Consider the following 4,894-nt stretch of genomic DNA (forward strand, 5'->3'; position numbering starts at 1 on the left):
TTGTTTTAGTTCATCAATAGTTATCTTCTCTTTACCATTTTTTTCTAAGTAATCATTAGCTATGCCTAGTTCTTTATCCCCTACTTTTTCACTTCCAATTTCCCATAAAGACTTTAAATAACTTTGTTGATTTGTTTCACCATTTACAAGATTTTGCATGACATATACTAACGATAGCGTTTTTGCTACTGAATGCTCAATAAAATTCTTCTTTTGGTCTATCGTACATTGATACGCTTTCTTACTAAAAGTAGATTTTGTCATGGTACCTAAAAGTCTGGTCCACCATTGTGCAGTCGCAACTCTACATAAATTTTTACTTTCTTTGGTATAACCCTTAACTTTCTTTTTGAAATCAATTTTTTTATAAATGTACTGCACTACGAATTTTTGAACATTATTTGATGAATCATTCAATACATCAAATAAGACCATGGCTAAAGATTGACTGAATGTAGCTTCCATACGAAACCAAGATTTAATATTTTTAGAAACAACATGATCACTTTGATTTCTTTCTTTCAACTTATCGTAGAAAATCAAACTAAATTCGTTTCCACGTTTTCCAAATCGAATAGATTTACCAATTACTTGACCTTTAGAATTTTTAGAAACTGTATAAATATTTTTTCGAGAAAATGAGGTAAACAAGTTATTATCAAAGTACTTACCTACACGATTAACAATATCAAATTTCCAATTATAATAATCAAAAGAATAATCAATACGAGTGATGTTGTAATTGGGTATATACTCAAATTTATTATGATGAGAATACATCTTAATAAATCTAAAAAAAGTATCCCATGAATAATGTTCTTCAAGTTCTCGACAAGCACGACCGGATAGAAGTACGCATATATTCATATCTTTACGATTTGATACAAGTATCTTGATTTTTTCATAATATACAAGCATATAGTCGTAATGCATAGGTGCAAAATCACACTTATAAAAGTCTTTTCCAAAGTAGTTAAATACATCATTTAGTGTATGCTTTTTTATACACACACAAAACCAGTCAATTAGGCTTTCACAAAAGGCTATTTCACACTTTTCATTGTACGCCGTACCCCCCATGTTATTAAGGGGGGCTACTTTACTGTTTTTAGTCATTGTTGCCCCTTTCTATATCGCCCAAGCTGTCGCTTTTGGGCGATTATTTGAAAATCTTAACAACATAAAGAAATGTCCAATATAAGAATTCAAATACGCACCAAACAAGCACTAAACCTAAACAAAATCGAACTACATCCATAGGAAAAAATAAGCAAACAAGACCACTAGCACTGTTAAGAAGATTAGTACCTGAAGTTATCCAGGATGATAAACTGGAAATATCCAAATTAATTGGAGGTATCAAATTAATTAAAAACTTAGCTATCTCAACAAAAATTTTTACAAGTTCAGTAAATATCATGATTAATGCCACCCCTTTTCTAATAATCTTTTAAATCTATCGTAAATAAAATTGAAAGTATTTAACGATAGAACAAAACCCATAAAAATATAATATGCGTTAAATAAAATTGAAAAATGTGATTTAAAAACACTTAAGTCAAACTCTAATCTTGGTATCAATGGTTGACCCAATAAACTGACTTCTGAAACAACAATACAAGCATTAGTACAATTAAAATTAATGAATGTATTAAATAAGCTTTTAAAGATTGATGAAAGGTCATTTATAAAAGGAAACTTTGATTTAACTAATTCCTGTAAAGGAAAGAATATTGCTGCAAAATCAAAACTTGCTGGAAAAAATAATGATGTTACAAATTCTATTACAGTAGCAACAGCTTTCGCAATAACATCAGGAATGGATAAAACAGCGTTTAATATTTGAGATAATATATTGCCTAACCACTTAATCAAATCTCCTATACCGTTAACAATTTGAGCGGGTATTTTTACAATAGCATCAAGTAACGCCTTTATCATATTGCCTATATTTCCCATTAATGAATTTAAAGCGTTTCCTAACCAACCAAATGAAGCTCCTGTTAATGCTCCAGCTCCTGCATTAGATAAAGGTTCATCACCACCAAGAGCCGGTAAATCTAACGGTGGTAATGGAATAGACTCCGCCCAATCATTAGGAATTGAAGTTGGAAACGGAATTGATGTTGGGTATGGTGCTGTTGTTGGAAATGGTGGAACAGTTGGAACTGCTGTAGGAAGTGGAATTGTTTCAGTGAATGTTTGGTCATAGATTAATGGTATTTTTTCTAAAAAATCATGATAATCTCTTTGCATTAAATCAATTCCCTGCAAATCAAAAATACCACTTGGAATATTAAATCTATCTAAAAATTCTTGTTGAGATTTAGGTAAATCTTCCATACCGATATTACTTTGAAGTGGTAAAGAGTCAGCATATTCTTTCGTATATAACATCATTTTATTTTTAGTTTTAGACCAAAATGAGATAGGTATATTACCATTAGTACCTAAATTATTAGTACCTTTAATAAAAGCACTTTTTTGCCAAAGTACGATAGTATCTTCAGTTAAAGAGAAATCATTTTTACCAACAGGTGCCCACTCTAAATAATAATTAATATCTAGAAGTTTATAATAATTTTTGTTAGGAGATAATTCTTGCGTTTCAAAACCATATAAACCATGAGAAACTCTAGGATATCTAATAGTTACAAAACTACTATATCCACCCGTATATTTACCACTAACATTACCAATAACTCCAAGTCCTTGAACATTATATGTTGTATTAAAATCATGATCTAAAATCTCATAAAATTTTAAAGTGTTAGTAACATTACCTTCAGCTATTTGTACTTGTATTGAACCTTTATTAGAGAGCTTTAAACTATTATTATAAAACTCAATCGTATTACCGTTTACATATTTCAAATCACCACTTTCCCAAGGAATGTTTTTAGATTTATTGAAATTAAATATATCTTGAAAGAATGTTAATAAACCCTGCGAGGACATTCGTATTTGATTATTAGCAGCAGCTTGAATATCCCATGAACTAAACAAATCAGAACCATTTTGATTTTTATATTCGATAACATCTTCAACATATTCGAGAACTCCATCATCAGTGAGTATTCTTATACCTAATAATGCTAATAAATATTTAACGATTTCCTTTTGACAAGTTTCAGGTTTAGATAAATCACATACAGTAGCATAAACATCTTTAACAACTTCTTTTTCTAAAGGTGGAACATAAACAATGGACAATATAATAATCGAAAAAGATATGAATATTTTGATGAACTTAGTTAAATATTTTTTTAAGCCAGTCATATAGAAACCTCATTGATACAAGAATACAAAGACATATCAACAAGTCATTTATGATGATGAACTGTTCATTCATTTTTATATTTTCCTGTATTATACTTTCTTGATTTAAAATGATTTTATTTAATGTTTCAGTGTAATCTATTGTTACTACTTCTACTTGACTTTCTTGTTGTTCATTACCAGGTAAATTATTATCAACATTAGTATAAGTAGGAGCACTCTCTGGAATAGTATTTGTATCATCTTGTGGTATCCCCTCTTCGTTTAATAATTCATCCATTACAATATTCTCTCTTTCCCCTTGATCGCATTAGAGAACATTTGAGCAAGCTTACTCGCTAATGCAAAAACCACTGATATTGGAAATGCAACTGCTAAAAATTGAACAACTAATTCAACTATTATTTGATAATTCGGTACTATCATATATATCCCCTTTCTTGAGCTCATTACTTATAAATTTGTTACGGTGTATTAGATAATAAGTATCATAATCTTGGTAATACTTATATTTATGAAACCAAAAATAACGGTGTTTTACTTTTCCATCCAAGTGAGAGTCATCATTGGAATCCAGTAATGAGTCTCTATCAATAAATTTATTATGTTGTAACATTCCTAATATACACTCACACTTAATTACGTTTGAAAATTGCTCACGCAAAGGTTTAGCCATGCGACCGAACACTTGACTTGTAGCTACAATATGAAGTCGTTGTTTACGTTGTTGAGAGAAAACTGACATAGTATCCATATTGATATTTTTACTTTCTAGAGAATTAAAATACAGCTGTATCTCATCAATGAAAAACAAGACACCTAAATCATCATTTTTATATTGTTCTAGATCATCAGCATTATTAAATGGAAAAACTCGATTATCTTGGTTATATATTTTTTTTGAAACTTCATTATCATACAAACCATTATTGTGTATGTATTCTTCATATGTAACGATTGGATAATCATTGATGAATATGTTTGTTACAAGCTTGCATTTTGGATAATCTTTGAGAACTTTTTTTACATATTGTACTGCCGATAATGTTTTTCCACTTCCTTGAGGACCAACGAAAATTGTTAAACCATCAGGAACAAAATAATTTGGGTTTTGTTTTGCAAACATAAATCTTGATTTGAAATATTTGAATATTCCAAATGCATTTAAAGGCATTTTTAAAGCCGTTTCTTCTAACATGAATTATTCCCCTTTCTTTGCTAGAACGAGGTTGACATACCTCGCTAACGCTCACTGCCTTGATATCTCAAATAGAAACAAGTTCCATTCTCGCTAACAAGGTAAAATAAAAAGGTAAGCAATGCTTACCTCGTAGTTGTTAAACTTTGATACGACCACGTTTTAATGCACCTTGTACGATATTGATAACTTTACCGCTTAATGCATATACAAGAACAACAACTGCAGCACTTCCAACACCGGCAGCAATAGCAGTGATGATTGTACCTGAATTTACTTGTGAAGTAAAAGCAGTAACGATTGGCGAAACATCTATCGCAGTTTCAGCGAATGTAGTTAAGATTTGTAACATGTATGTATCCCCCTTTCTTTCTTTTTTTATATTAGGAACTCTACTGAAAAGGAAGAGCCTTAATA

General features: G+C 30.2%; 7 protein-coding genes. All 7 read right to left on the bottom strand.

The features are described 5' to 3' along the window. On the bottom strand, positions 1–1,116 hold a 1,116-nt coding region (locus RR430_RS08845), incomplete at its 3' end, for a replication initiation factor domain-containing protein (RefSeq protein WP_332508952.1). A 43-nt stretch (positions 1,117–1,159) separates the two neighbouring features. Then, the gene (locus RR430_RS08850) at positions 1,160–1,420 is read right to left on the bottom strand and encodes a hypothetical protein (RefSeq protein ID WP_332508954.1); all 261 of its coding nucleotides are present in this window, start codon (positions 1,418–1,420) and stop codon (positions 1,160–1,162) included. A 2-nt stretch (positions 1,421–1,422) separates the two neighbouring features. Continuing rightward, complete coding sequence (locus RR430_RS08855) at positions 1,423–3,279, bottom strand: hypothetical protein (RefSeq protein ID WP_332508955.1); 1,857 nt, start codon at positions 3,277–3,279, stop codon at positions 1,423–1,425. Then, the gene (locus tag RR430_RS08860; RefSeq protein ID WP_332508956.1) at positions 3,251–3,559 is read right to left on the bottom strand and encodes a hypothetical protein; all 309 of its coding nucleotides are present in this window, start codon (positions 3,557–3,559) and stop codon (positions 3,251–3,253) included. The genes RR430_RS08855 and RR430_RS08860 overlap by 29 nt, the downstream gene beginning before the upstream one ends. Next, on the bottom strand, positions 3,559–3,705 hold the full coding sequence (locus RR430_RS08865; RefSeq protein ID WP_332508958.1) for a hypothetical protein: 147 nt from the start codon (positions 3,703–3,705) through the stop codon (positions 3,559–3,561). Before RR430_RS08865 ends, RR430_RS08860 begins: the two co-directional genes overlap by 1 nt. Then, positions 3,674–4,477 carry an ATP-binding protein gene (locus RR430_RS08870; RefSeq protein ID WP_332508960.1) on the bottom strand — a complete coding sequence of 268 codons (804 nt, stop codon included), beginning with the start codon at positions 4,475–4,477 and terminating at the stop codon, positions 3,674–3,676. The genes RR430_RS08865 and RR430_RS08870 overlap by 32 nt, the downstream gene beginning before the upstream one ends. Before the next feature lie 139 nt (positions 4,478–4,616). Then, positions 4,617–4,894, bottom strand: a 278-nt coding sequence (locus RR430_RS08875) for a hypothetical protein (protein ID WP_332508962.1), incomplete at its 5' end; no start/stop codon positions are given.

It is taken from the genome of Anaerorhabdus sp. (assembly GCF_036641015.1).
GTDB lineage: Bacteria > Bacillota_I > Bacilli_A > Erysipelotrichales > Erysipelotrichaceae > Anaerorhabdus.

Bases quoted from the DNA above. Each gene is read 5' to 3' on its own strand.
- RR430_RS08870 (WP_332508960.1), bottom strand. From the start codon at position 4,477: ATGTTAGAAGAAACGGCTTTAAAAATGCCTTTAAATGCATTTGGAATA.
- RR430_RS08860 (WP_332508956.1), bottom strand. From the start codon at position 3,559: ATGGATGAATTATTAAACGAAGAGGGGATACCACAAGATGATACAAAT.
- RR430_RS08850 (WP_332508954.1), bottom strand. From the start codon at position 1,420: ATGATATTTACTGAACTTGTAAAAATTTTTGTTGAGATAGCTAAGTTT.
- RR430_RS08865 (WP_332508958.1), bottom strand. From the start codon at position 3,705: ATGATAGTACCGAATTATCAAATAATAGTTGAATTAGTTGTTCAATTT.
- RR430_RS08855 (WP_332508955.1), bottom strand. From the start codon at position 3,279: ATGACTGGCTTAAAAAAATATTTAACTAAGTTCATCAAAATATTCATA.